Origin of the sequence: Vibrio sp. SCSIO 43135, from assembly GCF_023716665.1 — a bacterium.
Taxonomy (GTDB): domain Bacteria; phylum Pseudomonadota; class Gammaproteobacteria; order Enterobacterales; family Vibrionaceae; genus Vibrio; species Vibrio paucivorans.
Window position 1 is genome coordinate 806,008 of sequence record NZ_CP071859.1, and the last position, 26,749, is coordinate 832,756.

Sequence of the window (26,749 nt, forward strand, 5' to 3'; positions counted from 1 at the left end):
TAACATTAAGTTGTTCTAAAACAGTGGAGAGTTTTGGTAAAGTATCGATAAAGTCATATAAATTCACCTCGCAATAGAGCAAGGACATTGCGCTATCGGTGAGAGTTTGAGAGTGAAGCATGCAGGAATTGCGATTCGTACTTATTATTGTCGGCGCGCTAGCGATAGCCGCGTTACTGTTTCATGGTCTTTGGACAAGTAAGAAAGAAGGAAAAGCCAAGTTTGGTGATAAGCCACTTGGAAAGTTAAAAGTCGAGAACGACGAATCCCAAGATACACCTCAACGAGCGTTCGCTCCGGAAGATGATTTCGAGATTATTCGCAAGGATCGAAAAGAACCTGATTTTGGCGCTGGTGGCGAGCATGCTGAGGTAGACCCTCTGATAGACGGCTATGAACCTGAACGAGATATCGCTGATGAGCCAGCCGTAGCCAGTAAAGAAATCACTGAAGAGCTCGATGTTTTACCTTCTTTTAAAGCGATAGAAGAACCAGAGGGTGATACAGAAGTTAGCTCACTAGTTGCTGAAAAAAGTGATGCCGAAAATGTGAATATTGAACCAGACGTTGCCTCTGACGAAGACGTGCAGCAAACACCAACAAGTGCTGAAAGTCCTGCTGAGCCAGAAATGGAAGTTATAGTGCTAAACGTGCACTGTGCTGGTAATGATGCATTTATTGGTACTAAGCTATTTGATAGCATGCAGCAAAATGGCTTGTTGTACGGCGAAATGGATATTTTCCACCGCCATTCAGATTTGTCCGGAACAGGTAAAGTGCTGTTTAGTGTCGCGAACATGATGCAACCAGGTACCTTAAAGCATGATGATCCTGCTGAATTTAGTACCAAAGGTATTTCATTCTTTATGACCTTACCTTGCTTTGGTGAAGCCGATCAGAACTTTAAGTTAATGCTAAAGACTGCACAGCAAATTGCAGATGACTTAGGGGGCAATGTATTGGATGACGCTCGAAATCTAATGACCCCTGATCGTCTAGCTAAATACCGCCGTCAAATCCAAGATTTTGATAACGCTAGAAAAACAGCTTAAGAATCAGCGAAGGCTCCTAGAGGGAGCCTTTTTTAATGCGATGACCAGTTAGAGTTAAGTATGTCCCAATCAATCAATCAAAAATTGAACCAGTTAAAAGAGACGCTGCATTACCATGCGGTCCGTTATTACGTAGAAGATGCTCCTGAAATTCCAGATGCAGAATACGATCGTTTGATGCGGGAGTTGTTGGAACTGGAAGAGCAAAACCCAGAACTTGTCACTATAGACTCACCAAGCCAAAGGGTTGGTGGTGCTCCTCTTGATGGCTTTGAGCAAGTCACGCACGAAATTGCCATGTTGTCGCTGGATAACGCATTTGATGACGACGAGTTGGATGCGTTTAATAAGCGTATGAATGATCGTCTCGCACCGCTGAAAACAGGTAAATACTGCTGTGAACCTAAACTTGATGGTTTAGCGGTAAGCCTTTTGTATGAAAATGGTGTTTTGGTTCAAGCAGCAACTCGTGGTGATGGCACCACAGGTGAGAATATTACCGATAATGTACGCACCATAAGCGCTATCCCTCTAAAGCTTCAAGGTGAAGGTTGGCCTCAACGACTTGAAGTGCGTGGTGAAGTCTTCATGCCTACGGCTGGTTTTGAAAAGTTGAATCAAGATGCTGCCAAAAAGGGTGAAAAGGTATTTGTGAACCCGCGTAACGCAGCAGCAGGCAGTTTACGCCAACTAGATTCACGTATTACCGCTAAAAGGCCGCTAAGTTTTTATGCCTATAGCGTTGGTGTGGTCGAAGGTGCAGCGTTATCAAACAGCCACTACCATCGTTTTTTACAGCTTAAGTCCTGGGGGCTGCCAATGTGTCCTGAGACTAAGCTGGTTGAATCTATGGAAGATGTGAAAGCGTACTACAAAGACATCTTGGAGCGCCGTGAACAATTGGCCTACGAGATTGATGGGGTAGTAATTAAGCTCGATGACATTGAGCTCCAGCTTCAATTGGGTTTTGTTGCAAGAGCGCCACGCTGGGCTATTGCCTACAAATTTCCTGCACAAGAAGAGCTTACTGTTTTAAATGATGTCGAGTTTCAAGTTGGACGAACAGGGGCAATCACACCAGTTGCTAAACTTGAGCCTGTTTTTGTTGGTGGTGTAACCGTAAGTAACGCGACACTGCACAATGCGGACGAAATTCAGCGCTTAGGAGTAAAGGTTGGTGACACTGTCGTTATTCGCCGCGCAGGTGACGTTATTCCTCAAATTGTCTCTGTTGTACTAGACCGTCGTCCTGTGTCGGCAAGAGATATTGTATTTCCTACTCAATGTCCGATTTGCCAATCTACGGTTGAGAAATTAGAAGGCGAGGCAGTCGCTCGTTGTAGCGGTGGTTTGATATGCCAGGCGCAACGTAAAGAGGCCTTAAAGCATTTCGTATCACGTAAGGCTCTGGATGTTGACGGCTTAGGTGATAAAGTCATTGAGCAGCTTGTTGACCGAGAAATGGTAGAAACACCAGCGGACCTTTTCAAACTGTCGGCTGGTGTTATTACTGTGTTGGAAAGAATGGGGCCAAAGTCGGCGCAGAACATAGTTAATGCATTAAATAAATCTAAAAGCACCACTTTAGCTCGTTTTATTTATTCTTTAGGAATCAGAGAGGTTGGCGAAGCTACGGCAGCGAACTTAGCTCAGCACTTTTTCACACTTGATGCTATTCAAAATGCTGATCATCAACAGTTGATTGAAGTTCAAGATATTGGTGACGTTGTGGCGAAGCATATAGTGGCATTCTTCGCTCAGGACAAGAATCAGTCTGTGATTTCGGAGCTCATTGAGCATGGAGTGCAATGGCCGGAAATCGAAGAGATTGACGAATCTAAGCCTTTACCGCTTGCTGGTAAGACGGTGGTTCTGACGGGATCTTTGTCTCAGTTAACAAGAAGTGATGCAAAGGCTGCACTGCAAGCACTTGGTGCGAAAGTGACTGGAAGTGTATCTAAAAAAACTGACATTTTGTTTGCTGGAGAAGCTGCTGGTTCTAAGTTAACCAAAGCTCAAGAGCTAGGAATTGAAGTTAGAAGCGAACAAGACCTACTTAATTTGATGTAATTATTTAATCAAGTGTCGATTATGAAAGCCTTAGTTCTAATAGAACTAAGGCTTTTTTCTTGTCTGAAATTTACCCTCATATTTCATGAAAACAATCTACAAGTATTTAAAGTGATCCCGCTCATACCTAGAGGTTGTTGTGCAAGGTTCCACAAAATGATGCGACGCACTTCAAATTTAATAAATTATCTTAAGGGGTAAGTTATTGTAATTACGTGATTTATCTTTTTTGATCTTGTTTTTTGTTTGAAATGAGGATGTGGATCACTAACTTGGGAAAACTTTGCAATGGGTCATATTTTTTTAGTTAAAAATTAAGTTCTGATTGATGTTTTTTGATGCGAAGTTAGTCTTCTAATTATGGATACACGGCGTGTATGCAGGAAAAAGAAAATCGAAGTTAATGACTAATTTAGATTTTTAACATAGGAAATGATTTCTCCCTTCGGCGGCCAACTTAAGGCGAGGAATATAAAAAGACAGCTATATCCATTTTTAGGAGTTTTTCCATGGACAAAATGTTTAAACGCACACTTCTAGGCGCGACTATCGCACTTGCATCAACTGGCGTAATGGCTAAGCAAGTAGGTGTTAACTCAGACTTTACTGTAGAAGCATACGGTGTTGCTGCAATCTCGATTGTTAACTACAACACTACTGATAATAACGATTCAAGTGCTGGCTATGCGGTAGAAAACGAATCTCGTATTGGTTTCCGTGCTCATGGTGATATGTACGAAAACTTCAAGATTACAATGCAGATTGAATCTGGCTATGTAGATAACACTGACTGGTCACATGGTGGTGTTTCTGGTGGTGTGCTTGGTTTCCGTGATACATACATTGGAGCATCGGGTGACTGGGGTAATGTTCGTGTTGGTCGTGTTCTTACACCGCTATACGAAATCGTTGACTGGCCTTTCTCTAACCCAGGTCTAGGTTCAGTGTTCGACTGGGGTGGTATCGCAGCTCACTACGATCGTCAATCAAACCAAGTTCGTTACGATTCAGCTAAATTTGGCGGCTTCTCTTTTGCTGCATCTGTAGGTCGTGACGATGGTGCAAATGGCGGTGGTGCAGCAACGCGTGATTCTTCATTCGTAAGTGCTAACGCTAAATACAGCTTCGAAAAAGTAACATTAATGGGTGCTGTAGAAACTGGTTCAGACTACAACGCTGTTGCTGGTCAAGACAACCTAACATACCTTGTTGGTGCTGAAGCATCACTGCCTGGTGGTTTTGGTCTAGCTGCTGCATATAAGCAAGAAGAGTTAGATGGTTACCAAGGAACGGCTGGTAGCGAAATTAGCCAAGGTTCTTACTCTATCATCGGTCAGTACTGGAATGGCCCTCTAGGCATCAAAGTAGGCTACGCTGCGAACCTAGAATCTGAGCTAAATGGTGCAAAACAGGCTGACTCAGATAGTAACACTATCTCTGGCCAGGTTATGGGTGTTATCAACGGTTTCGTACCTTACGTTCGTGTAGCGGGTCGTACTGTTGGCTCAGCAGACACAGATATCGTGACACGTTTTGGTCTTGAATACGGTTTCTAAGCGAAACTATCAAGATAAAAATTTAGATATCTACTGTGTTTTCTCACAGAGTTAAATCAAAACGCTGGCTGTTAGTCAGCGTTTTTTATAATAATAACAAAAGACTAGGTTGGCTTTAGTCACCATCAAATAATAAGGCAGAAGTTTATGCAGAAGACAAGTATTGTATTAATTGCTTTCACATTGAGCGCTTGTTCGTCATTAGATTCTAATAGCGACTTTGTTGATGCAGTGGAGACTATTAAAGACCGTAAAAATTACGTAGAGATTGTCGCGAAAGATCTTACACCTGATTTTAAAGCGGTAGCAGGCCCAAATGTAATGAGGTCTACGCTAGCTTTGACCGCTAATTTCCCCAAATCAGAAACCAAGGTTCCTGAATCTTTCATTTCTTTTGAAGTAAGCTATTTCCAAAATTATGATGAATATGAAACGGTTACTTACAATGGGACTGATTACAAAATTAAGGCTTTAGAGGCAACTAAAAACAGTTGTAATGAACATTGTACTACGACGCAGTACGTTAGCTTTCCTATTGATGTCAGTACGATTGAACAATCTGCGGAAGATGGCTTAGTGTTTACCATGACCTCTGCGGGTAAAAGATTGGTCACGGATTTTGAAATCCCTGCTGGTTACTTCAATGCTGTAGTAGATGAATCAGAGCGATACTTGGCTACAGGTTCATCGGCAGCTGTTGCCGCGCCAGTCGCAGTCGCTGCACCTGCAGTAGTGAAAGAAGCAAAACCTGACCCCGCTGCTGTAAGTAAACCACAAGAGATGGTTGAATACTGGTACCAAGAAGCATCCGATGCAGAAAAGCAGCAGTTCACAGATTGGGCATTCCAAAATCGTAAAGGCGATGTTGCGAAACTTTCGACTGATAGCCAAAGTGCACAAATGATGAGCTACTGGTTTGGTAAAGCGGGTGATAATGAACGCAAACAAATTCTGACTTGGTTATTGAGCCAGTAACTGGTCGCTAATTGCAAGGGAGCACATAGTGCTCCCTTTTTTATTACTGCTTACTATGCTGGCAGATGACAATCGGCAAATACTTCATTGTGCCATCAGGTAACTCACACATAACCAAAGGACCTGTTGCACTGTTTCCATCTTGTGGATCAGCTAGTGCGCTACTGCTAAAAATACTAAAGCTTAGACAGGTAGCGAGGATAAGTATTTTTCTGAACATAACGGACTCCTTGACGAGCATACCTCAACCGCGAGGTTTGCTGTTAAGTATGGACAAAAAAACAACTCTTTCAAAAAAAAATACAAACTTTCAATTAATTACGTAAAAAATGTAACTTTGTTAAGGTGAGTAATTCTAAAGGGTTATTACACGATAAGATAAAATCCTGAGCTATCCCAAATTCACAGCACCAAAATAGAGTTAAGAGCGAGGAGTTCACTCGCTTTATTTTCAGTGCGTATATTTATAACTGATTGTAAATATTGGTTTTGTCACTAGTCAGTTGAGTTATTCCTGCTTGGATACAGTCAGAATGATCCCTTGAACATCAGTAATGACCACTTTATCGCCCGCTTTTATAGGAGTATCAACTTGGGCAGTCCAGGTTGTGTCACCAAGTTGTATTCTATTTTTTCCAGGTTCTAGGTCTTTATCGGCTATCAGTGTTTGACCAATAAGTTGTTTATGCTTGTCATTAAGATTTCGGTTATGGTCCGAGCGACGATCTGATTTAAATTGTCTTCGCCACCATAACCAAGTTGCGACTAACGAAAACACCGCAAATGAGATCCATTGAAGTTGCCAGCTCATTGGGGTGACACTGAGAAGTGCCCCTACTAGTAGAGCAGAAAGGCCTATCCAAAGAAAATATCCGGCGGTTCCCAATAATTCGGCACCGAGTAGCACTAACCCAAGAGCAAGCCAGTGCCAGTGATTGAGAGATTCGAGTAATTCAAACAAGTGAGTACCTACTTACCATTTGGTTCTTTTTGCTTAAACATCTCTGCGATACCCGCTACAGAACCCATTAACCCTGATGCTTCTAATGGTAGCATAATAATTTTTCCGTTTTCTGCTTGACCAATACTCTTCAGTGCATCGGTATAGCCTTGAGCAATAAAGTAATTTACAGCTTGCATGTCGCCCTGAGCGATTGCGGTTGAAACCATTTCTGTTGCCTTTGCTTCTGCTTCTGCTGCGCGTTCTCGAGCTTCGGCTTGAAGTATAGCCGCTTGCTTTTCACCTTCGGCTTTTAGAATTTCAGACTGTTTGTGACCTTCGGCTTTCAGTATCTCGGCTTGACGAACACCTTCAGCTTCTAAAATATCGGCTCGTTTATTTCGTTCTGCTTTCATTTGCGCATTCATAGCAGCCGTTAGATCTGATGGTGGTTGAACATCTTTAATTTCGATACGCGTTACTTTGACACCCCACGGATTGGTCGCTTCATCGACGATGGCCAGTAATTTCGTGTTGATCATATCGCGCTGGCTGAGCATCTCGTCCAGCTCCATAGAGCCTAGCACGGTACGAATATTGGTAAGGGTTAAGTTACGAATAGCGTGTTCTAAGTCGTTGACTTCGTATGCTGCTCTAGCCGCATCAACCACTTGAACAAAGCAAACCGCGTCGATGACTACGTTAGCATTATCTTTAGAAATAACTTCTTGTGCTGGAATGTCGAGTACACGTTCCATCATGTTGATTCGCTGTCCAATACGGTCAATGAAAGGAATGATGATATTTAAGCCCGGTTTTAGGGTATGCGTATAGCGACCGAAGCGCTCGACTGTCCAGTTATTGCCTTGAGGAACGGTTTTTACTGAGGCAAATATCACTGCGAGTGCAACAAGTGTAAATACGCCAATGGTGACTAATGATTCGATAGCCATGGTGATGTTCCTTATCGTATTGAAATGTTTGCCTTCCGCTCAATAGGCTGGGAGGAAGGTGAATCGAGTTGAATATGACTATGATACAGGGGAGTGTGGGCTCAGAAATGAGATGTTAGTTGGTTTTTTACAATAAGAAAGGCCGGTTAAACCGACCTTAAACTTCTGAATTTACGTGTAATTAATAGAGTAGAGAATATAGCTGTCTACGATACTTCGCGGCGATAGTATTGCCTTGGCCAAGTGCACTCAGAATATCCATAAACGCTTTCTTCAGGTCACCGTCTAATGCATTAAGATCTGTTTTTAGATATCCCCATAATAATTCTAGCGCTTCGTCATCACGGTTTACCTGATGGTATTGCAACGCTAAATCGGCGGCCAACTTTACATCTTGTGGCGAAGCCTTTAGCGCTGTTTCTAATGCTTGAATTTCTGGGCTGTCGGCAGCTTGCTTATGAAGCTCTAATTTCGCGACCAATCCTTTGTAATAATTATCTTGGTATTCCAGAGGGATGGTTTGAAGTTGTGATTCTGCTTGATCAAACTGTTGCGTTTCGAGCAAACAGTCTGCGATCGCCAGTTTCACCTCACCTTTAGATTTTAGTTCTTCATTCAACTCATTCAATAGACCTAGCGCTTGAGAATGCAGGCCTTGTTGCATAAATTCTAACGCTTTGTTCAGCGATAATTCGTCTTGGCTTGGCAGGTGTTTGGTCAACATAGTTTGAATCGCTTCGATAGTTTGTGGGCCGCCCAACCCATCTACTGCCTGACCATTAATAAATAAAGCGATAGTTGGTAAAGCTTGAACCCCGAACTGCGCAGCGATGGCTTGTTCTTGTTCGCAGTTTAGTAGTGCTAATGTGAATGCACCATTGTATTGCTGGGCTAAGCCTTGAAGCTGAGGAATGATATCGGCGCTTTCTTGACTCATCGATGCCCAAAAGTGGATTAAGACGGGAGTCTGCATTGAGCCTTCTAATACTTGACGAAAGTTCTGCTCATTTAGTTCCACAATAAATGGTGATTGCATTGGTATACCTTGAGTTGAATTATGTGTTACCTAAGAAATAAGGTTAAGTAGTGGATTTATCAAGGGCAAAAATAAAAAACGCCGCGTGAGCGACGTTGATTATTTCCTCGAGTGTGAGGAAGGCAAGCAAAGGTGTTTACAACATGATAAACAAAGTTAGCGCAACACCCACACTTAACCAGTTTAGTTGGTTTAATGTCATTTGTGTCCACCGAATGTAACGCTGATATACAGGTGAGCAGCATGGGGTTTCAGCCATTTGTTTTAGTGCTAGGTGCTCTTAACAATGACACTGTGTCCACTTCATGGAGCGGTTTAGCCACGCTACGAGACTTATAATGCCTTCTCATTATTACGAAATAATTACAGTGGAAAATATTTTTTTATGCCGCCTTTCGCAAAATTTTATCTAACCAAGCGCCTGGTAATAGCCTTTTGAGTATTGCGAAAACTTTGGTCGGCGTTGTTACTCGGTAGCGGAGCTTAGGCTTGTTGCTTTCCAACGCATGAATCAGTGGTGGAATACAGGACTCTGGTGGCAAGACGAAAGCATTTTTGGATTGAGTATCACTAAGTCGGTCCATTTGCTGTTGATAGTGATGCTGGTGAACACTTCCCTCAATTGATACCCATTTTTTAAAAGCAGTTAGCGCGTTGGCTCGAAACGCGGTTTCTATCGGCCCTGGTTCTATTAAAGCGATATGGACACCACTGCCGATAAGCTCTAAGCGCACAGTATCGGTCCAACCCTCCAGTGCAAATTTAGAGGCATTGTAAGCGCCGCGGTATTTCATTGCTGCAAATCCTAACACCGAACTATTTTGTATAATCCGACCCTGATTATTACTGCGCATTAAAGGAATCAGCTGGGTAGTTAAATGATGCCAACCAAAAAAGTTAGCTTCAAACTGCTCGCGTAGTCCTTCTGTGGGTAAGTCTTCTAGCGCACCGGGTTGTCCGTAAGCACCGTTGTTGAATAGTGCGTATAAGTTTCCCTGAGTGATTTCAATCACTTCGTTGACAGCTCTATCGATGGAGCCCTGATCTGCTAAGTCGAGAACCAAACTAGTAAAACCTTGTTCAATCAATCTATCAACGTCTTTTTGTTGACGGCAAGAGGCAATGACCTTGTAGCCTCTATTTTTAAGTGCATGTGCGGCGGTATAGCCAATCCCGGTAGAGCAACCGGTGATTAAAATCCATTTGTTCATATAGGTAGGAGTTCTATTCTTGATGTTGAAGTAGGTTTCTTAAAGCTGGCTCGATTCTAGAGTAGCTAAATCGAAAACCTAACTCGGTCAGTTTTTTCGGTTTTGCTCTAACGCTATCTAATAGCAGTGATGAGCTTTCACCCATGATAAGTTTGATACCCCATTTAGGCACAATTCCCAAGTGAGGTCGGTGAAGGGATTTCGCGAGTGTTTGGCTAAATTCTTTATTTGTAACAGGATGGGGAGCGCTCAGGTTGAACTCTCCATTGGCGTGTGAGGTATTAAGCAAGAAGGTGATGGCTTTGACTGCATCTAGTATGTGAATCCAAGGGATATATTGTTTTCCACTCCCAATCGGTCCACCTAGGCCAAACTTATAGGGAGGTAGCATTTTTACCAGCGCTCCACCCTCTAGTGATAGCACCACGCCGGTACGTAATAGACAAACCCGAGTATTCTCGGAACGAGCTCGTTTAGCAATAGTCTCCCATTGATCGCATACCTCATGGGCAAATCCTGTGCTGCTAGAGTGTAGGCTTTCGTCAAAGGGATGAGCTTGTTGATCGCCGTAATAGCCTACGGCTGAACCGCTAATAAACACGGAAGGCGGCTCAGTACTTGCGTGAATGAGCTCTACCAACTTTTCAGTAAGATTCCAGCGGCTATTGCAGATTTGTTTTTTTTGGGTGGCATTCCACCGTTTATCAGCGATCGGCTCTCCTGCTAAATTGATCACTGCGTCGAAGTCATTGAAGTCATGCAATTCATCTAAACTGGATAGGTAGGAGATATTGCCAAGGTCCACATGGGCGAGCTTACGTTTGGCGTTTGAAATATTTCTACTGAGTACGACAACTTGGTATGTTGTAAGATGTTTTAGCAGTTCCCGACCGATAAGCCCTGAACCTCCTGTTAACAGTATCTTCATTTACCCCTCCTTTTGTCGTAATTATAGCAACTTAGCTCAGTTTTGCTGGCAACAGTATAATCTCAGTATGTGGCAAATTTATTAGTTGGAAACAGATTGGCATAGAAGTGTTCACACTTTAAAGCATTGTTTTGATTTTATTCTTGAGCCGTAACGGTTATCACATCGACACGCCTTTCTATTTGCCATGATAAAAATAGGCAATCAAGAGGGGCAAGTATGGATACGCTGCGAGCGCTGTTACGGGCGATGTTGAGTAGTGCGAGGGATCTACTCCCGATTGTAGCGGTTATTGCGTTTTTCCAACTTGTAGTGCTGCAAGAACCCCTTCCCAACATTGTATCCATTGCATTTGGCCTATTGCTGGTGGTATTAGGCTTAACTTTTTTCATCTTTGGATTGGAGATGGGGCTATTTCCTATTGGGGAAGCAATGGCACAAGCTTTTGCTCGCAAAGGAAGTGTAGTTTGGCTACTTATTTTTGCTTTTTGTTTAGGATTTGGCACAACGGTTGCCGAGCCTGCTTTAACCGCGGTTGCTGATGAAGCCGCGGATGTGGCGGCTGAAGGTGGGATGATCGAAAGCAGTGAACTTGGTAAAGAAGAGTATGCTAATGGTTTGAGATACACCGTTGCGTTATCGGTCGGTATTGCAATCATGGTGGGCGTGCTTCGAATCCTAAAAGGCTGGCCAATTCACTACATGATTATTGGTGGTTATATTGGTGTCGTTATTCTCACCGGGTTTGCACCAGATAACATAATCGGTATCGCCTATGATTCTGGTGGTGTTACGACGTCTACTATCACTGTTCCTTTGGTTACTGCGTTAGGTGTTGGGCTTGCATCGTCAATTAACGGAAGAAATCCGATGATCGATGGCTTTGGCCTTATTGCTTTCGCGTCGCTATTACCGATGATGTTTGTAATGATCTATGGGATGGTGCTGGCATGATTGCGTTGACCACATTCACTAACACCCTGTTTGATACCATTATGGATGTGATACCTATTGCATCGATTCTTTTCGGTTTCCAATTCGCAATTTTACGCCGCCCAATCAACAACCTTTCGAGTGTTTTGTTGGGCTTTGTCTATGTCATCTTGGGGTTGTCCCTGTTTCTAATAGGTTTAGAACTCGCTTTGTTTCCGTTAGGCGAGACTATGGCAAAGCAGCTTACCGCTCCCCATTTTTTAGCAAATTTCAAAGTCACGTTACAAGGTGCCTTGAGCTGGGTGGATTACTACTGGGTTTACTTGTTTGCTTTTTGTATTGGCTTTAGTACCACAATTGCAGAGCCTTCCCTTATTGCAGTCGCAATGAAAGCAAGTGAAGTATCAGGAGGCAGTATTAGTGTTAATGGGTTACGCGTTGCTGTTGCGATTGGTGTGGCGGTTGGTATTTCATTGGGCTGTTACCGTATCGTAGTCGGCGATCCTATTCACTATTACATCATCGCTGGGTATGTTGTTGTAGTGATACAAACTTTCTACGCACCCAAACTCATTGTGCCGCTGGCTTATGATTCGGGGGGAGTGACAACCTCAACGGTGACGGTGCCATTGGTTGCTGCATTAGGCTTGGGGTTAGCTTCTACTGTTCCTGGGCGAAATCCAATGATCGACGGCTTTGGCTTAATTGCTTTTGCTAGTTTATTTCCAATCATCTCGGTGATGGCGTATGCCCAAATCACGCAGTGGCTGAACCGAGGTGCCAACCCTAAGGAGAGCAACAATGCGCTTTAAATTGATTTTGGCCTTTGTCGAAGAAGCTAAAACTGACATCGTTCTTGATGCTGCGCGAAGTGCTGGAGCGACAGGGGCAACAGTCATTAATCACGCAAGAGGTCAGGGCCTAAACAAAAAGCGAACCTTTTTTGGGCTCACGCTAGAGGTGCAAAAAGACGTTCTGTTGTTTGTTGTAGAAGAGCATCTAGCACGGCACATATTGGAAACTATTAGTGAAGTAGGGGAGTTTGATCAGGAATCAGGGCAGGGGATTGCGGTTCAGATTGATGTTGAAGATGCGGTTGGTGTTGCCCACCAAGTTGAGACATTGACTAAAGTGGTTGAGGATGAGTTATGAACAATCGAGATACAGTCAAAGTACAAGATGTAATGGCCAATACATATGTCATTGTGGATGGTTTAACTACGGTACATGAAGGCATCGAGTTGGCGAGAAAGCATAGCGTGAAAGCGCTTATTGTAAAGAAACGTCACGATGATGATGAATTCGGCATTGTATTGATGAATGACATCGCGAAAAAGGTGTTGGCGAAAAACCGCTCCCCGAAACGAACCAATATTTATGAGATTATGACTAAACCAGCGTTGTCGGTAGACCCAGACATGAACGTCAAGTACTGTGCTCGTCTGTTTGAACGTTTTGGTATTAGTAGAGCGCCTGTGATTCGGCAAGGCGAAGTCCTTGGTATGGTCAGTTACAACAATATTGTCGTGAATGGCATGGCAAGGGATGACGAATAGGAATGAACGCCGTAGAATGCCCTCAATTAATTTGAGGAGATAGTGGCGTGAAACTCTTTTTTGCCTCTGACCTACACGGTTGTTTAGTTGCAACTGAACGTGTGCTTGAGAAGTTCGAACAATCGGGTGCACAAACGTTAGTATTATTAGGTGATACGCTCAATCACGGACCACGAAACCCTGTTCCTGAAGGGTATAACCCACCTAAAGTGGCCGAGCGTCTTAATCAATATACCGACTCCATCATCGCGGTACGCGGAAACTGCGACAGCGAAGTGGATCAAATGTTACTCGAGTTTCCAATGATGACTGATTACTCATGGATACTGCTCGAAGAGCATAAACGGATCTTTCTTACTCACGGGCATTTATACAACCAAGATAAACGTCCAAATCTCAAATCTGGAGATGCCATTGCACATGGACATACACACATTCCATGTGCTGAGTGGGTTGATGATATTGTAGTGTTTAACCCTGGTTCAGTGACGTTTCCTCGGCAAGAGTTCCCGGCTAGTTATGGTCTGTATGATAATGGTCCGTTTCAGGTAGTAAGCTTTGAAGGTGATATTATCGCAGAGACTGATTTTTAAAATTGAGCAACTAGGGTCTGTTGACCTTTCGAGCTGATTTTTGCAGCACTTTGTGGGAAATTTCTATTTCTTTACAAACAAGAGCAGGCAGAGGCTTTGATGTGTAGCTAGCCTACATGAGAAGCTGATAACGCAGTAGAAATGAACCACAAAGGCTGCCCAAGGGTTCGGCTACGCGCCCCGGACTAAAATCGTTTTATACTTTGTTGAAGACTATTTGCTTAGAATGACTAGGCTACACAGTCTTCGCCTCGCCTAAAACTATTTTATCTCGAACAAAATTTAACCGCGAAAGATCAACAGACCCTAATTATTTAGTGTCGACATGCCCTAGGTCTAGATCTGGGGCAATGATATTCCGGACTCTTTGTTTTAGAACTTTTGCTTCTGGAAATCCGCCATCCTTTTTCCGTTCCCACACTTGGAGCCCGTTACACACGATTTCAAATCGCCCACCAGTATCTGGATGTAGAGAGACAGAGTCAATTTCTTCACTAAACGTGTGTAAGAGCTCTTGGGTTAGCCATGTTGAGCGGAGCATCCAATTACATTGTCGACAATAGTGTATTTCAATTTTGGCTTTTATCATGGTATGACTTTCCTTGTTTTAAACCAGCAGCTTGATACCGACGGCAAAAGTGAGCACTTCAAAGCAGATTTTAATCGTTTTATTGCTTTGTTTGGTGGCTATGGCTGCACCAAGTGAACCACCTAAAAATGAGCTAACAAGCAGAATTGGAATCCATGGCCAGTAGATGGGGGCGCCTGCTTGCGCGACTGCAATCCCCCCCATGCCATTCCAGAAAATACCAACACAAACCATAGTGTAAGCGACTGCTTGCTTGTAGCTATACCCAAACCAACGTACTAGGAAGAGCGTGACCAATAGCCCAGAACCTGCGGTTAACGAACCATTAATTATTCCTATTACAACCAGCACAATAGCGCCGACAACCCATCCAGATAAAGTTCTGTTGATCGGAGATTCAGTTTGCCCGAGCTGCTTTTTAAAACGAGAGTATATCCCAAGAGCTAATATCATGGTGCCAAGTAGCTTTTCTGCAATAACTTCAGGAATGGCCAGTACTATATTCGCACCGACAATTACGCCAATACAGCCAATAACTATGATGGCTAATGCGCTAGGGTAGTGGAGGGTACGTTGCTTGATATGGGTGTAAGCTGCACCAACACCAAGTGCGACACTGGCCACTTTGTGCGTGCCTAGCGCAATAGAAAAGGGCAGACCAAGAAAAATCAGTAGTGGGAATTGAAGTAGGCCAGCCCCACCGCCTGACATCGCTGCTAATATATTTGCAATGAGTGAGCCGAAAAATAATGTGAGTGATTGTAGCCATTCCATGCTGAGCAATATTCCTATAAACAAAAGGGAGCATTAAGCTCCCTATTGGTATGTCATTAAACTTCACAAAGACTAGTTTGTGAATAGCACCGTTGAACCATGACTTAAGCTGGTAAGTAGAAGCGCTTTTTCGTTGATCACATCGATGCGACGGCTTTGCTGTGCATCCATTTTAAACAACTGTGTAATCAAGTTAAGCTGCTCTTCAGTAAAGTCTTTAGATTGTGCTGAAGAGACATCTTTAAATTCTTTTGGTGACACGAGCAAGTAGTTGTCGCTGATATCCCATTCTCCCGACTCTGAGATGTTAATTAAAACTTCATTGTCGGTGTTTTCTGCAAACAAACGAACGGTAGAGACTCGAATGTAAGTACCGTTTGGCAGGTATTTTACATTCGAATTTACGTCTGCTTTGCGTAAAGGGCCAACTGACTCTTCTTGAGCGGCTTCAGTTAGTACTGTTACCATACGTGATTGCCATTCGTTAGAAGTCAGGACTTGCTCTACTTTAAGGTCGCTGCCCCAGTATAACCATCCGCTAAAAATCGCAGAAAGTAGCAAAATAATAGATGCAATTTTTTGAGTCATTTCTACGTTTCCTATTTACACACTTTGCCAAGGTCTTCTTGTTCAGCAACCATTCTTACTGTCACATTTTCACCTGAGTAGTCTATGCCGTGTATATAGTTGAGGATCAGTTGGTTGTTTTGACCACCAGTTGCAATGACTTCAACTGGAGCAAGCTCGTTAGTATGCGTTTCTTTGTAACGAAGAATACATTGCTCAATTGAAGGCAACCAAGACTTGATTTCTGGGTGGTTGGTTGGAGTCATAACCGGTACGTTATGGTAAACCGCCACTTCTCTAAACTTGGATTCAGCTGGGTTCGTAAACAGTACTACACACAAAGGTAGCAACACAGCAAGCGCTAGCAGAATACGAGTAGGCATGCTCATTTTTGCTTTCGCAACGGGCGTTGCTTGAGTTGGCGTTTGTACTTTAGGTGCTTCTACTGACTCAGTTGCTTCTTCGACAACAGTAGCTGTCGTAGTTGCGATAGGCTCTTCAACTGGCTGTGGCGCATTTTCGCCACCTGAAAGTGGTGAAGATTGTTCAACTGAACAGATTAACTGGTAGCCACGTTTAGGCACAGTTTTGACAAACTGAGGAGATTTAGTGGAGTCTTTCAGCATTTTGCGCAAAGTCGAGATGGCTTGAGTCAAGCTTGAATCATCAACCTCAAAGCCTTGATCACGCCAAACAAACTCATGAAGATCATTACGCGTTACGACTTCATTTGGACGTTCTGAAAGCAGTAGGAGAATTCGGCTTTCATTACTTCCTAAGCGAACTATTTCCGAGTCATTTTCTTGATCAACCAGCGAATTACTGTTGGGATCAAAAGTGAACCGACTTGCAAGAATAAATTTAGTGCCTATGTTGCTCATTGATTTCTTCTTTATATATCACGTTGCAGGCTGCTAACCCCATAGTTTGAGATTGATCACGGTAAATCTCAATCGAATGGTTTTAGCTTCTTTGATAAATTTTGCGCATAGCATAAACAAAATTGATCAAAAAAACAGTGTTTTTATGATTTTTGACCTTGAATTTACATTTGTCATCCTCATGTTAACTAGCAAATCTTAATTAATCGCGTTTGGGCAATTTTTGAACCAACGCCATCATTATTGATTGTTATGGAGCTAACATGAGCGAAACAGCAACAACAAATAAAGAAACTCGCGGCTTTCAATCTGAAGTAAAACAGTTACTTCACTTGATGATTCACTCTTTGTACTCGAATAAAGAGATTTTCCTACGTGAGTTGATTTCAAACTCATCTGATGCCTCTGACAAGTTGCGATTTCAAGCACTTTCTAATCCAGATTTATACCAGGGCGATGCTGATCTTGGCGTAAAACTGTCGTTTGACGAGTCGACAAATACTCTAACGATCTCAGATAACGGTATTGGTATGAGCCGTGATGATGTCATTGAACACCTAGGTACCATTGCGAAATCAGGTACTGCTGAGTTTTTCTCAAAGTTATCTGAAGAGCAATCTAAAGACTCGCAACTGATCGGTCAGTTTGGTGTTGGTTTCTATTCTGCGTTTATTGTGGCTGATGCAGTAACGGTTCGTACTCGTGCAGCAGGTTTGAGCGCTGATGAAGCGGTTCAATGGCACTCTGAAGGTGAGGGTGAGTACACCATTGAGAGCATTTCTAAGGAAACTCGTGGTACCGATATCGTTTTGCATATGCGTGAAGACGGTAAAGAGTTCTTGAATGAGTGGCGCTTACGTGAAGTGATCGGCAAATACTCAGATCATATTGGAATTCCTGTTTCTATCTTAACCAAAGTAAAAGATGAAGAAGGGAAAGATACCGACGAGACTAAATGGGAACAGATCAACAAAGCTCAAGCGCTATGGACTCGTAACAAGTCTGATGTTAGCGACGAAGAATACCAAGAGTTCTATAAGCACGTGTCTCACGATTTTGCCGATCCTCTACTTTGGAGCCACAACCGTGTAGAAGGTAAGAATGACTACACGAGCTTGCTGTACATTCCAGCTAAAGCACCTTGGGATATGATGAATCGTGATCATAAGTCAGGTCTTAAATTGTATGTGCAACGTGTATTCATCATGGATGACGCCGAGCAGTTCATGCCGTCATACTTACGTTTCGTTCGCGGCTTAATTGATTCAAATGATCTTCCTTTAAACGTCTCTCGTGAAATTCTGCAAGACAACAAAGTAACTCAATCGCTACGTGGTGCGTGTACTAAGCGTGTTCTGTCAATGCTTGATAAATTGGCTAAGAAAGACGAAGAGAAATACCAAAGCTTTTGGAAAGAGTTTGGCCTTGTAATGAAAGAAGGCCCAGCAGAAGATATGGCGAACAAAGAAAAGGTCGCTGGTCTACTACGTTTCGCTTCTACAGAAGTGGACTCTTCAGAGCAAACAGTGTCTTTGGCTTCCTATGTTGAACGTATGAAAGAAGGCCAAGATACTATTTACTACCTAACTGCTGATAGTTACGCAGCGGCGAAAAACAGCCCGCACCTTGAGCAGTTCAAAGCAAAAGGCATTGAAGTTGTTCTGATGTTTGATCGCATCGATGAGTGGTTGATGAACTACTTAACTGAGTTCGATGGTAAGCAATTCCAGTCGATCACAAAAGCGGGCCTAGATCTAAGTAAATTCGAAGACGAAGCTGAAAAAGAGAAACAGAAAGAAACAGAAGAAGAGTTCAAATCGGTTGTAGAGCGCACAAAAGAGTACTTGGGCGACCGTGTTAAAGAAGTACGTACTACCTTTAAACTGGCTTCAACACCGGCAGTGGTGGTAACGGATGATTTCGAAATGGGTACTCAGATGGCTAAGTTGCTAGAAGCGGCGGGCCAAGAAGTTCCTCAAGTGAAATACATCTTTGAGATTAACCCTGAGCATGAGCTTGTTAAACGTATGGCTGATGAAGCCGACGAACAAGCGTTTGGTCGCTGGGTTGAAGTATTGCTTGGCCAAGCGATGTTAGCGGAACGTGGAGCGATGGAAGATCCGTCACAGTTCTTAGGCGCTATTAACACGCTTTTGACTAAGGTGTAATTGCCAACGGACCTCAAAAGCTCGCATTTTTGCGAGCTTTTGGGTTTAAATGTCGCAAACATCGCTGAAATGAAGGCAACATTCAGGTCTATGTGGTGATTTGCAACAACCGATAGCATTCTTTAGTCGTAAGGCAAGCCCATACCGTGAAATGTATGGTAGAATGCCGCACTTGAATACTGTTGGTCTTGAATACAACAGGTAACGCGTGTATTTTTGCCCGCAGTTATCGAATCCATAAATTAAAAACCTTATACCGAAACTTATCGTCGCAAACTGTTATTAGTAAGTGCTTACTGTGAGCTTCGGTATAAATCATTATTGTCTAAAGAGGATTAAACATGCGCATCATTCTTCTAGGTGCTCCAGGTGCAGGTAAAGGCACACAAGCTAATTTCATCATGGAAAAATACGGTGTTCCGCAAATCTCTACTGGTGATATGCTGCGTGCTGCTATCAAAGCCGGTACTGAGCTTGGTAAGCAAGCTAAAGCAGTAATCGACGCTGGTCAGCTAGTTTCTGATGAAATCATCCTTGGTCTAATCAAAGAGCGTATTGCTCAAGATGACTGCGAAAAAGGTTTCCTACTTGATGGTTTCCCGCGCACAATCCCTCAAGCTGATGGCCTAAAAGAAATGGGCGTTAACGTTGACTACGTTATCGAGTTTGACGTAGCTGACGATGTAATTGTTGAGCGTATGGCTGGTCGTCGTGCTCACCTAGCATCTGGTCGTACATACCACGTTGTGTACAACCCACCTAAAGTTGAAGGTAAGGATGACGTGACAGGTGAAGACCTAGTTGTTCGTGATGACGACAAAGAAGAAACTGTACGTGCTCGTCTAGGTGTGTACCATGATCAAACTGCACCGCTAATCTCTTACTACGGTAAAGAAGCAGAAGCAGGTAACACTAAGTACCTTAAATTTGATGGTACTAAGCAAGTTGCTGAAGTTAGTGCAGATATTGAGAAAGCACTAGCATAATTTGCTTCATAGCGAATTTATTATTTTGATATATTAAAGCGACCTCTTTGAGGTCGTTTTTTTATGCTCAATCTTCTCAATATTGATTGCTGATTACCGCAATTCGCAGAGTGATCTGAGAATGCCTTTTTTACGTATCAACGGCTTTACTAAAGCAATAGAGAACTATGAATAACAATAAAAAACAGGGTGTGTTGTTAGTAAATCTGGGCACGCCTGATGCAGCGACACCGGCTGCTGTGAAACGATTTTTGGGTGAATTCCTACACGATAAGCGCGTAGTTGATATGAATCGTTTTCTTTGGTGCCCACTTTTACATGGTGCTATTTTGCCGATTCGTGCTCCTAAAGTCGCCAAGCTCTATCAGAGTGTCTGGATGGATGAGGGCTCACCACTGCTGGTTTATTCAAAACGACAAGCAAAGAAACTCGAAGCGATACTGACGATCCCAGTAGAGTTGGGGATGACGTATGGCTCACCAAGTTTACGAAGTGGCGTTGATGCATTGCTCGCTAAAGGTGTAGAAGACATTATAGTGCTTCCTTTATACCCGCAATACTCAGGAACTACGACGGCAGCAGTGGTTGATGGGTTGGCAAAAGTGTTTAAGCAAGTCTCAGTAGTGCCAGGCCACCGTGTTGTTCGTGATTACCATAACCACCCTTTGTATATTAAGGCATTGGCAGCGACGGTACGGCGCTCATGGGAGAGCAATGGTAAGGGGGATTATTTATTGTGCTCCTATCATGGTATTCCTAAACGCTTTGCTGACAACGGTGACATTTATCCGAGGCACTGCCAAGTTACGACAGAGCTTCTAGCAAAAGAGCTAGGTTTGGAAGATCACCAGATTGGGATGACTTATCAGTCTCGTTTTGGCCGAGAAGAATGGCTTCAACCGTACACTGACAAAACGCTAGAAACCTTGCCTTCTAACGGTGTTAAGAAGCTTGATATTATGACTCCAGCATTTTCATCCGACTGCTTGGAGACGCTAGAAGAGATCTCTGATCAATGTAAAGAAACCTTTATTGAAGCGGGAGGAGAGTCGTTCAATTATATCCCGTGTTTGAATGACTCTGACGATCACATAGCGATGATGGTTTCACTTATCGAAGGCTGAAAATAGCCCAAAAGGGCACCTAGAGTGCCCTGTTTAATTCTCGTTGTCACCGTACTTGGTTAAGACATTAAGCGATTTGAGTTTGTTGCTCCTCAATTTCCTGTGCAGAGCTAATTGTTGATTCGGCACCATGCATCCAACGGACAAGGGTATTTGAAAATAACAGCAGGATCACACCGCTGATCAGCGCTGTTACTGCAATACCACTGAATATAGCAAGTGCTCCTAGCTCGCCAACGTGCGAACCTACATACCCAGCAACATAGTTAGCGATAGCATTACAACCAAACCATGCCCCCATCATAAGTGATGCCAAACGAAGTGGCGCTAATTTGGTTACCAGTGATAAACCAATTGGCGATAAGCATAACTCACCCAGAGTGTGGAAGAAGAAAGCGCCGACTAACCACAGCATTGAAGTTTTCACGCTAGTGTCACCACCTTGTTCCATTACTGCACCCACCATGCACAAGAAACCTAAAGCGAGGAAGAACATTGCTAGCGCAAATTTAACGGGAGAGTTTGGCTCGCGCTTGCCCAATTTAACCCATAGAACAGCTAATACCGGCGCAAGAGTAATAATGAAGAACGGGTTGAGCGATTGGAACCAAGCCGCAGGAACTTCAAAGCTTCCGATCATTCGATCCGTATATTGTTGAGTATAGATATTCATCAATCCACCGGCTTGTTCAAAGCCTGCCCAGAATACAATAGTGAACAAGCTCATAACGAGAATGACTTTGATGCGGTCTACTTCTTCTTTGGTCAACGGCTCTTTCTTGGCTGCTTTTTTTATCGCAAGTTCGCGTTTAGCTGCAGGAACTTTACCGATATCGCCTAACCATGATTGAGCGAATGTCATTTGCATCACTAAGCTGATCAACATACCTGTACCAGCAGCAATGAAACCAGCTTTCCATCCGAATGAATTTGTAACTGAGCCAGAAACTACGCCGGCAAGAAGAGCCCCCAAGTTTATGCCCATATAGAAGATAGTAAACGCACCATCGCGTCGATTATCACCTTCTTGGTACAAATCACCCACCATAGTCGAAATGTTAGGTTTGAATAAACCATTACCGGCAATCAGTAGCGCCAAACCAAGATAAAAGGTATGAAGAGATCCTAGTCCTAGAGCATCTGCTGGTAGAGCAAGAGTGAATTGGCCAATGGCCATTAGCGCACCACCAATCAAAATCGAACGGCGCTGGCCAAGGTAGTTATCAGCTAGGTATCCCCCAATCAATGGGGTGATATATACTAAGCCTGTGTAAATCCCGTAGAGGTCGAGAGCATCTTTGGTGGACCAACCGAGTCCGCCATGCATTGTGGCATCAGTAAGGTATAGAACCAAAATGGCACGCATTGCATAGTATGAGAATCGCTCCCAAAGTTCAGTGCCAAACAGTAAAAACAGCCCCCGTGGGTGACCTAATATTTGATGTTGGTTTGTCATAAATATTGCTTATTTTAGTTATTAGAGAATTTAATGTGGTGTTACGTATACAATGTGGTGGACTTATCTGCAATGAGGTGGATTGATAGACTGCGTCAATGCTGTGTTGTAAGTTATTAATAAATAGGCGTTTCTATCTCAAATAGAGGCAAAAAATTCGTGTTACAAACTTATTTTTCAGTTTTGAATGTGATTAGTGGTTGAATTGGCAATAAACTGCTCGACGGTAAGGGAATGGCTGCATTGCGTAGCATGATGGTGTTAGGATTAAGCAAAAGGATAAAATGGCTTAACGATGAAGCGTTGGTACCTCTTATATTGTAAGCGTGGAGAGCAACTTCGCGCCAAGTTACACCTAGAAAATCAAGGAGTAGAGTGCTACTACCCTGAAATAGAGGTAGAGAAAATCGTGCGAGGGAAAAGGCAAACTAAGACAGAGCCTTTGTTCCCTTGCTATGTATTCGTCCGGTTTGATTTTGAAATTGGCCCAACTTTTACCACTGTTCGCTCAACGCGAGGTGTTGTTGATTTTGTGCGTCAGGGCCCTCAGCCACAAGAGCTTCAGGGGGATCTGGTATATGGGCTTAAGCAAATTGAAAGAGAAGCGGTTGAACCGAATACCGAAGCATTACCTGAAAAGGGGCAGACGGTACGGGTTAAAGGCGGTCAGTTCGCTGGTATAGAAGCTATTTACCAAGAAGCTGATGGTGAAGCTCGTTCTATTATGTTGGTTAAGATGATCAGTCAGGTCGTCCCAATGAGTATAAAAAACAGTGATTTAGACTTAAATTAAAAAAGGCACCGAAAGGTGCCTTTTCTTTTTCTTAGCTATTTTTAGTAAGAGTCGTTGTGAACGCTCTGTACCGCGCGGCCAGAAGGGTCAGCCATGTTCTTAAATGACTCATCCCACTCAATGGCTTTTGCAGATGAACAAGCGACAGATGGACCACCAGGCACACACTGCGCCGCTGACTCTAGCGGGAATAGCTCCTCGAAGATTTCGCGATATACATAGCCTTCTTTGGTTGTTGGCGTGTTGTATGGGAAGCGATAAGCCGCAGTCTCCATTTGCTGATCAGTAATCTTCGATTCAGCAACTTCTTTTAGCGTATCAATCCAGCTGTAGCCTACGCCATCAGAGAACTGTTCTTTCTGGCGCCAAGCGATTGACTCAGGCAGATAATGTTCGAAACACTCACGTAGGATGTGTTTCTCCATTTTGCCATTACCACACATTTTATCTTGTGGGTTTAGGCGCATAGCAACATCGATGAACTCTTTATCCAAAAATGGTACACGACCTTCGACACCCCATGCCGCAAGTGATTTATTCGCTCGCGCACAGTCAAACATGTTTAGAGCGAGTAGTTTACGAACAGTTTCTTCGTGGAACTCTTTCGCGTTTGGCGCTTTATGGAAGTACAGGTAGCCACCAAAGATTTCATCTGCACCTTCACCTGAAAGCACCATCTTAATGCCCATAGCTTTGATCTTACGACCCATTAGGAACATAGGAGTCGATGCGCGAATCGTAGTGACATCGTAGGTTTCGATGTGGTAGATAACATCGCGAATGGCATCAAGGCCTTCTTGAATGGTGTAAGTCATTTCATGGTGAACAGTACCGATTTGATCCGCCACTTCACGAGCGGCTTTTAAATCTGGTGCACCTTCAAGGCCAACTGCGAATGAGTGTAGCTGTGGCCACCAGGCCTCGGATTGCTCGTCATCTTCGATACGCATTGCCGCGAATCGTTTAGCAACAGCGGAAGTGATAGATGAGTCTAGGCCACCGGATAGTAATACACCGTATGGTACGTCCGTCATTAGCTGACGTTTTACTGCAGCTTCGAGAGCTTCAGTAAGATCTTCTTTACTTGTGCTGTTACCTTGAACTGCAGCGTATTCGTTCCAATCACGTTTGTAGTAACGTTGCGGTTCACTGTCTGCAGAACCGTAGTAACAACCTGGAGGGAACTCGCTAACAGTTTTACATACTGGAACGAGTGCTTTCATCTCAGAGGCAACGTAGTAGTTACCGTGCTCATCGTAACCTTGGTAAAGCGGAATAATACCAATATGATCGCGCCCAACTAGGTACTGATCTTTTTCTTCATCATAAAGAACAAACGCAAAGATGCCGTTTAGTTCTTCCAGTAGATCTGCACCCATTTCTTGATACAAGGCTAGGATGACTTCACAGTCAGAGTCTGTTTGGAACTCATATTTACCTTCGTAACGAGCACGAATTTCTTTGTGGTTATAGATTTCGCCATTTACAGCAAGAATGTGCTTCTTATCTTGGCTATAAAGTGGTTGTGCGCCACTGTTTAGGCCAACGATAGCTAAGCGTTCGTGTGCGAGAATTGCTTTATCAGATGAGTAGATTCCAGACCAGTCCGGACCACGGTGACGTAGCTTTTTTGACATTTCTAGTGCGATTGGTCGCAGTGCAGATGCATCACTTTTTATATCTAAGATGCCAAATACTGAACACATAAAACTTCCTTTTAAAAATTCTTTAACCTGTTGCCTTCAATTTGCCAGTTTGGTTAAGAAAAGCAACAGCAAAGGAGAAAAAAAATGGCATTAAAAGCTTGGTGGTGAATTTTATCTAATTAAAAGTATTGTTTGGTATATGAAATCTAAATTGTGTCGTGATAATAACCAGTTTAGTGGTTCAGATTGACAGATTTGACGGGGAAGTGATGATGACATTTAGCAAAACGGGTAAACCAATTCTGGTTTACCCGTTGATTTTTATCTAGTTAGGTTTGGTAAAGCTGGGGTTAAGCTGCTCGCACACGTGTCTAGCAAAGCCACTACCGGCTTCACTGTAGATGTTGAATGCGGCATCGACACCATTTTCTAGCAAACCTTCCAATTGATCGGGGTATTCGGCAATCGCTGCAATTTGCCCTTGGAAATTACGCCTTCTTAACTGTTCTAATGCTATCTGGTTTCCTTGGTGGTGAGGCATCGCTAAAAGAACTAGTTTTACATTAGCTGTGTCTAATATACGCTCCCAAAAATCTGGGTCGGTTGCATCGCCTGCAATGACATTCCGTCCTTCAGAACGATGTTGGTGAGCAGCGTCTTCTCGAACCTCTACACCTAAACTGATTTTTCCGTATCGAGTGCGAAGTTCATCATAGGCACCACTACCAATCCGGCCCATACCTAAGATCAAAATTTGGGCATGGCCTGGGTTGATTAACTGGTCTTTGGTATGCAACTTCTCGGCGGCATGTTCTTTGAGCCATCGACTTGAACGTTGGTATAGCTGGTGGCCTTTACGGTTGATAGGCGCTGCGATAACAAAAGAGATAGAAACGGCGATGGCAAGTGCGACTAGAATATCACCTGACATCCAACCCATTTTGAAGGCTAATCCACCGACAATCAGTCCAAATTCACTGAAGTTAAACAGTGTTAAAGACGCGAGGAGCGAAGTGCGTACACGAAATTTGAAGTGATTAAGTACTAAGAAATAAAGCACACCTTTGATAGGAAGTAGAGTTAAAAACAGAATAGCGAGAGCAAGGCCAGATAGAGTCGGTTGTTCTGATAAACCTATGTTTAAGAAAAAGCAGACTAAGAATAGTTCTTTAAGGTTGAATAATGATTTTGAAAGTTCTGAAGCTTTTTTATGTCCAGCTAGCATCATCCCAAGGATCAGCGCGCCTAAGTCTGGCTTCATACCCACAAACTCGAACAGGCCAGCACCAACCACTAAAGCAAAAAATACGCCCAGCAAAACTAACATTTCGCCATGGCCTACTTTATCGAGGAGTTTGAAGAATAGAGGCTTCAGTAAAGGTAAAGCAAATAGGGCGATGGCATACCATTCGGGAACCTTTCCGGTAGAAGCGGTTAAGAACAGCACGGCGAAGATATCTTGCATAACCAAGATACCAATTGCGAGTGTACCGTACGTCGCATTCATTTCCCCCTTTTCTTGTAATGCTTTAACGGCAAATACGGTACTTGAAAATGACAAGGCAAATGCCAGTAGAACGATTTGTTCAATGGCCATTGCACCAAGGCTAGACACGCCTAATAGCTTGAAAAACAGTAGCGCGGCGACAAAAAATAAGGTGGAGACTAAATTGTGTATGGTGGCGCCGGCCCAAATCTCTCTGGAGAGAAGCGTCTTGATATCGAGTTTAAGTCCAATCGTAAAGAGAAGCAGAGTTACACCCAAATCAGCGAGTGTGATGATGGCTTCACTGGATTGATAGCCGTAAGCACTTAAACCAAACCCTGCTAAAAGAAAACCGACTAAAGGTGGCAAGTTGCATTTCAAGGCGATGAGGCCAGCCACAAAGGCTGCGGAAATTAAAATGATATCCATAACGTAAAACTGAATCCAAGCTAACAAAAAGGCTGTGTAATACACAG

At 43.3% G+C, this 26,749-nt stretch carries 26 protein-coding genes; 13 read left to right on the top strand and 13 right to left on the bottom strand.

Features of this window, described 5'->3' with window-relative positions; all coding sequences use genetic code 11:
• Window positions 1-119: 119 nt before the first annotated feature.
• The 4 genes from zipA (at window position 120) to J4N42_RS03830 (ending at window position 5,653) form a co-directional block, all read left to right on the top strand.
• Window positions 120-1,052 carry a cell division protein ZipA gene (zipA, locus tag J4N42_RS03815; RefSeq protein WP_252029795.1) on the top strand — a complete coding sequence of 311 codons (933 nt, stop codon included), beginning with the start codon at window positions 120-122 and terminating at the stop codon, window positions 1,050-1,052.
• A 60-nt stretch (window positions 1,053-1,112) separates the two neighbouring features.
• On the top strand, window positions 1,113-3,122 hold the full coding sequence (ligA, locus tag J4N42_RS03820; protein ID WP_252029796.1) for an NAD-dependent DNA ligase LigA: 2,010 nt from the start codon (window positions 1,113-1,115) through the stop codon (window positions 3,120-3,122).
• A 509-nt stretch (window positions 3,123-3,631) separates the two neighbouring features.
• Window positions 3,632-4,678, top strand: coding sequence for a porin (locus J4N42_RS03825; RefSeq protein WP_252029798.1), 1,047 nt, complete (start codon window positions 3,632-3,634; stop codon window positions 4,676-4,678).
• Window positions 4,679-4,825: 147 nt separating this feature from the next.
• Entirely contained in the window at window positions 4,826-5,653 is an 828-nt protein-coding gene (locus J4N42_RS03830; protein ID WP_252029800.1) for a DUF2057 family protein, read from the top strand.
• Between the two features lie 43 nt (window positions 5,654-5,696).
• On the opposite strand, the gene J4N42_RS03835 is transcribed toward J4N42_RS03830, so the two are convergent.
• The 6 genes from J4N42_RS03835 to J4N42_RS03860 form a co-directional block, all read right to left on the bottom strand.
• Window positions 5,697-5,873 (bottom strand): hypothetical protein, encoded by a 177-nt coding sequence (locus tag J4N42_RS03835; protein ID WP_252029802.1) that lies wholly within the window; start codon window positions 5,871-5,873, stop codon window positions 5,697-5,699.
• 288 nt (window positions 5,874-6,161) lie between these two features.
• A complete protein-coding gene (locus J4N42_RS03840; protein WP_252029804.1) occupies window positions 6,162-6,614 on the bottom strand; it encodes an NfeD family protein in 453 nt (150 codons plus the stop codon).
• Between the two features lie 8 nt (window positions 6,615-6,622).
• Window positions 6,623-7,546: an SPFH domain-containing protein gene (locus tag J4N42_RS03845; RefSeq protein WP_252029806.1), complete on the bottom strand. Its 924-nt coding sequence runs from the start codon at window positions 7,544-7,546 to the stop codon at window positions 6,623-6,625.
• A 181-nt stretch (window positions 7,547-7,727) separates the two neighbouring features.
• Complete coding sequence (locus J4N42_RS03850; protein WP_252029808.1) at window positions 7,728-8,582, bottom strand: thioredoxin family protein; 855 nt, start codon at window positions 8,580-8,582, stop codon at window positions 7,728-7,730.
• Window positions 8,583-8,965: 383 nt separating this feature from the next.
• Window positions 8,966-9,793 carry an SDR family oxidoreductase gene (locus tag J4N42_RS03855; protein WP_252029811.1) on the bottom strand — a complete coding sequence of 276 codons (828 nt, stop codon included), beginning with the start codon at window positions 9,791-9,793 and terminating at the stop codon, window positions 8,966-8,968.
• Between the two features lie 13 nt (window positions 9,794-9,806).
• Window positions 9,807-10,721: a TIGR01777 family oxidoreductase gene (locus tag J4N42_RS03860; protein ID WP_252029813.1), complete on the bottom strand. Its 915-nt coding sequence runs from the start codon at window positions 10,719-10,721 to the stop codon at window positions 9,807-9,809.
• Window positions 10,722-10,940: 219 nt separating this feature from the next.
• On the opposite strand from J4N42_RS03860, the gene J4N42_RS03865 reads away from it, so the two are divergent.
• The 5 genes from J4N42_RS03865 to yfcE are packed head-to-tail and all read left to right on the top strand — an operon-like array spanning window position 10,941 to window position 13,803.
• Window positions 10,941-11,675 (top strand): DUF1538 domain-containing protein, encoded by a 735-nt coding sequence (locus J4N42_RS03865; RefSeq protein ID WP_252029815.1) that lies wholly within the window; start codon window positions 10,941-10,943, stop codon window positions 11,673-11,675.
• Window positions 11,672-12,466, top strand: coding sequence for a DUF1538 domain-containing protein (locus tag J4N42_RS03870; RefSeq protein ID WP_252029817.1), 795 nt, complete (start codon window positions 11,672-11,674; stop codon window positions 12,464-12,466). Before J4N42_RS03865 ends, J4N42_RS03870 begins: the two co-directional genes overlap by 4 nt.
• Complete coding sequence (locus J4N42_RS03875) at window positions 12,456-12,806, top strand: P-II family nitrogen regulator (RefSeq protein ID WP_252029819.1); 351 nt, start codon at window positions 12,456-12,458, stop codon at window positions 12,804-12,806. The genes J4N42_RS03870 and J4N42_RS03875 overlap by 11 nt, the downstream gene beginning before the upstream one ends.
• Window positions 12,803-13,210: a CBS domain-containing protein gene (locus J4N42_RS03880; protein ID WP_252029821.1), complete on the top strand. Its 408-nt coding sequence runs from the start codon at window positions 12,803-12,805 to the stop codon at window positions 13,208-13,210. The genes J4N42_RS03875 and J4N42_RS03880 overlap by 4 nt, the downstream gene beginning before the upstream one ends.
• Before the next feature lie 47 nt (window positions 13,211-13,257).
• Window positions 13,258-13,803 carry a phosphodiesterase gene (gene yfcE / locus J4N42_RS03885; protein ID WP_252029823.1) on the top strand — a complete coding sequence of 182 codons (546 nt, stop codon included), beginning with the start codon at window positions 13,258-13,260 and terminating at the stop codon, window positions 13,801-13,803.
• 310 nt (window positions 13,804-14,113) lie between these two features.
• Here yfcE and J4N42_RS03890 read toward each other — a convergent pair whose 3' ends face one another.
• From J4N42_RS03890 to J4N42_RS03905, 4 genes are all read right to left on the bottom strand, one after another.
• A complete protein-coding gene (locus tag J4N42_RS03890) occupies window positions 14,114-14,392 on the bottom strand; it encodes an Rdx family protein (RefSeq protein WP_252029825.1) in 279 nt (92 codons plus the stop codon).
• Between the two features lie 18 nt (window positions 14,393-14,410).
• On the bottom strand, window positions 14,411-15,166 hold the full coding sequence (locus tag J4N42_RS03895) for a sulfite exporter TauE/SafE family protein (protein ID WP_252029827.1): 756 nt from the start codon (window positions 15,164-15,166) through the stop codon (window positions 14,411-14,413).
• 72 nt (window positions 15,167-15,238) lie between these two features.
• On the bottom strand, window positions 15,239-15,754 hold the full coding sequence (locus J4N42_RS03900) for a regulatory protein ToxS (RefSeq protein ID WP_252029829.1): 516 nt from the start codon (window positions 15,752-15,754) through the stop codon (window positions 15,239-15,241).
• A gap of 11 nt (window positions 15,755-15,765) precedes the next feature.
• Window positions 15,766-16,614: a winged helix-turn-helix domain-containing protein gene (locus J4N42_RS03905; protein WP_252029831.1), complete on the bottom strand. Its 849-nt coding sequence runs from the start codon at window positions 16,612-16,614 to the stop codon at window positions 15,766-15,768.
• A gap of 263 nt (window positions 16,615-16,877) precedes the next feature.
• Here J4N42_RS03905 and htpG point away from each other — a divergent pair, with 263 nt between their 5' ends.
• The 3 genes from htpG (at window position 16,878) to hemH (ending at window position 20,892) form a co-directional block, all read left to right on the top strand.
• Window positions 16,878-18,782, top strand: coding sequence for a molecular chaperone HtpG (htpG, locus tag J4N42_RS03910; protein WP_252029832.1), 1,905 nt, complete (start codon window positions 16,878-16,880; stop codon window positions 18,780-18,782).
• A gap of 341 nt (window positions 18,783-19,123) precedes the next feature.
• Complete coding sequence (adk, locus tag J4N42_RS03915; RefSeq protein WP_252029835.1) at window positions 19,124-19,768, top strand: adenylate kinase; 645 nt, start codon at window positions 19,124-19,126, stop codon at window positions 19,766-19,768.
• Window positions 19,769-19,935: 167 nt separating this feature from the next.
• A complete protein-coding gene (gene hemH, locus J4N42_RS03920; protein ID WP_252029837.1) occupies window positions 19,936-20,892 on the top strand; it encodes a ferrochelatase in 957 nt (318 codons plus the stop codon).
• A gap of 67 nt (window positions 20,893-20,959) precedes the next feature.
• On the opposite strand, the gene J4N42_RS03925 is transcribed toward hemH, so the two are convergent.
• Window positions 20,960-22,348: a peptide MFS transporter gene (locus J4N42_RS03925; protein WP_252029839.1), complete on the bottom strand. Its 1,389-nt coding sequence runs from the start codon at window positions 22,346-22,348 to the stop codon at window positions 20,960-20,962.
• A 295-nt stretch (window positions 22,349-22,643) separates the two neighbouring features.
• Here J4N42_RS03925 and rfaH point away from each other — a divergent pair, with 295 nt between their 5' ends.
• Window positions 22,644-23,141, top strand: a complete 498-nt coding sequence (gene rfaH, locus J4N42_RS03930) for a transcription/translation regulatory transformer protein RfaH (RefSeq protein ID WP_252029841.1) — start codon at window positions 22,644-22,646, stop codon at window positions 23,139-23,141.
• 41 nt (window positions 23,142-23,182) lie between these two features.
• Here the strand turns inward: rfaH and asnB are convergent, their stop codons facing one another.
• Together asnB and J4N42_RS03940 are read right to left on the bottom strand one after the other, a co-directional pair.
• Window positions 23,183-24,847: an asparagine synthase B gene (asnB, locus tag J4N42_RS03935; RefSeq protein ID WP_252029843.1), complete on the bottom strand. Its 1,665-nt coding sequence runs from the start codon at window positions 24,845-24,847 to the stop codon at window positions 23,183-23,185.
• A gap of 265 nt (window positions 24,848-25,112) precedes the next feature.
• The gene (locus J4N42_RS03940) at window positions 25,113-26,702 is read right to left on the bottom strand and encodes a cation:proton antiporter domain-containing protein (protein WP_252029845.1); all 1,590 of its coding nucleotides are present in this window, start codon (window positions 26,700-26,702) and stop codon (window positions 25,113-25,115) included.
• Window positions 26,703-26,749 lie beyond the last annotated feature (47 nt).

What these genes read in the sequence shown, in the direction of transcription:
- J4N42_RS03850 (WP_252029808.1), bottom strand. Translation starts at nt 8,582, where the DNA reads ATGCAATCACCATTTATTGTGGAACTAAATGAGCAGAACTTTCGTCAA.
- rfaH (WP_252029841.1), top strand. Translation starts at nt 22,644, where the DNA reads ATGAAGCGTTGGTACCTCTTATATTGTAAGCGTGGAGAGCAACTTCGC.
- zipA (WP_252029795.1), top strand. Translation starts at nt 120, where the DNA reads ATGCAGGAATTGCGATTCGTACTTATTATTGTCGGCGCGCTAGCGATA.
- adk (WP_252029835.1), top strand. Translation starts at nt 19,124, where the DNA reads ATGCGCATCATTCTTCTAGGTGCTCCAGGTGCAGGTAAAGGCACACAA.
- J4N42_RS03940 (WP_252029845.1), bottom strand. Translation starts at nt 26,702, where the DNA reads ATGGATATCATTTTAATTTCCGCAGCCTTTGTGGCTGGCCTCATCGCC.
- asnB (WP_252029843.1), bottom strand. Translation starts at nt 24,847, where the DNA reads ATGTGTTCAGTATTTGGCATCTTAGATATAAAAAGTGATGCATCTGCA.
- ligA (WP_252029796.1), top strand. Translation starts at nt 1,113, where the DNA reads ATGTCCCAATCAATCAATCAAAAATTGAACCAGTTAAAAGAGACGCTG.
- J4N42_RS03900 (WP_252029829.1), bottom strand. Translation starts at nt 15,754, where the DNA reads ATGACTCAAAAAATTGCATCTATTATTTTGCTACTTTCTGCGATTTTT.
- J4N42_RS03890 (WP_252029825.1), bottom strand. Translation starts at nt 14,392, where the DNA reads ATGATAAAAGCCAAAATTGAAATACACTATTGTCGACAATGTAATTGG.
- J4N42_RS03870 (WP_252029817.1), top strand. Translation starts at nt 11,672, where the DNA reads ATGATTGCGTTGACCACATTCACTAACACCCTGTTTGATACCATTATG.
- J4N42_RS03905 (WP_252029831.1), bottom strand. Translation starts at nt 16,614, where the DNA reads ATGAGCAACATAGGCACTAAATTTATTCTTGCAAGTCGGTTCACTTTT.
- J4N42_RS03880 (WP_252029821.1), top strand. Translation starts at nt 12,803, where the DNA reads ATGAACAATCGAGATACAGTCAAAGTACAAGATGTAATGGCCAATACA.
- J4N42_RS03925 (WP_252029839.1), bottom strand. Translation starts at nt 22,348, where the DNA reads ATGACAAACCAACATCAAATATTAGGTCACCCACGGGGGCTGTTTTTA.
- J4N42_RS03830 (WP_252029800.1), top strand. Translation starts at nt 4,826, where the DNA reads ATGCAGAAGACAAGTATTGTATTAATTGCTTTCACATTGAGCGCTTGT.
- J4N42_RS03835 (WP_252029802.1), bottom strand. Translation starts at nt 5,873, where the DNA reads ATGTTCAGAAAAATACTTATCCTCGCTACCTGTCTAAGCTTTAGTATT.
- J4N42_RS03860 (WP_252029813.1), bottom strand. Translation starts at nt 10,721, where the DNA reads ATGAAGATACTGTTAACAGGAGGTTCAGGGCTTATCGGTCGGGAACTG.
- hemH (WP_252029837.1), top strand. Translation starts at nt 19,936, where the DNA reads ATGAATAACAATAAAAAACAGGGTGTGTTGTTAGTAAATCTGGGCACG.
- J4N42_RS03845 (WP_252029806.1), bottom strand. Translation starts at nt 7,546, where the DNA reads ATGGCTATCGAATCATTAGTCACCATTGGCGTATTTACACTTGTTGCA.
- J4N42_RS03875 (WP_252029819.1), top strand. Translation starts at nt 12,456, where the DNA reads ATGCGCTTTAAATTGATTTTGGCCTTTGTCGAAGAAGCTAAAACTGAC.
- J4N42_RS03825 (WP_252029798.1), top strand. Translation starts at nt 3,632, where the DNA reads ATGGACAAAATGTTTAAACGCACACTTCTAGGCGCGACTATCGCACTT.
- J4N42_RS03855 (WP_252029811.1), bottom strand. Translation starts at nt 9,793, where the DNA reads ATGAACAAATGGATTTTAATCACCGGTTGCTCTACCGGGATTGGCTAT.
- J4N42_RS03895 (WP_252029827.1), bottom strand. Translation starts at nt 15,166, where the DNA reads ATGGAATGGCTACAATCACTCACATTATTTTTCGGCTCACTCATTGCA.
- htpG (WP_252029832.1), top strand. Translation starts at nt 16,878, where the DNA reads ATGAGCGAAACAGCAACAACAAATAAAGAAACTCGCGGCTTTCAATCT.
- J4N42_RS03865 (WP_252029815.1), top strand. Translation starts at nt 10,941, where the DNA reads ATGGATACGCTGCGAGCGCTGTTACGGGCGATGTTGAGTAGTGCGAGG.